Here is a 373-nt window from a genome sequence, read left to right as displayed (position 1 = left end):
TTGTTTTGTCTTCTTCTTGCCATAATAGGTAATCTTCCCAAGCAAAAGATGTCCATTGTATATTCATACCTCGATCAGCTCATGTTTTTGAGTAAGCCCCGCTTCAACTTCTTCTATCCCTTTATTGATTCTTTCCGCATTAACAGGATTGGACATGAGATAATTTGTCTCAATAAAAGACATGTAATCTTCATAGCCAATTAAAACGGCTTTTCTGTCATTCTGGCGTGTAATAACAACCGGCGTATGGTCATTATCAACCTTGTCCAGATAATGGGCTAAATTAACTCTTAGGCTGGTGAAAGAAACTATATCCATGGTGGTTTTCCTCGTGTGATTAAAAACAAAATGTACCCATACAGTAACACGCTAT

Annotated in this window: 1 protein-coding gene; it reads right to left on the bottom strand. The window is 37.3% G+C overall.

What is annotated here, in order from left to right:
* Positions 1-63: 63 nt before the first annotated feature.
* Positions 64-318 (bottom strand): type II toxin-antitoxin system Phd/YefM family antitoxin, encoded by a 255-nt coding sequence (locus AXE65_RS00005; protein ID WP_068386197.1) that lies wholly within the window; start codon positions 316-318, stop codon positions 64-66.
* Between the last annotated feature and the right edge of the window lie 55 nt (positions 319-373).

It is taken from the genome of Ventosimonas gracilis, assembly GCF_001580025.1.
Taxonomy (GTDB): domain Bacteria; phylum Pseudomonadota; class Gammaproteobacteria; order Pseudomonadales; family Pseudomonadaceae; genus Ventosimonas; species Ventosimonas gracilis.
This window is presented reverse-complemented; position numbering and strand designations above follow the sequence as displayed.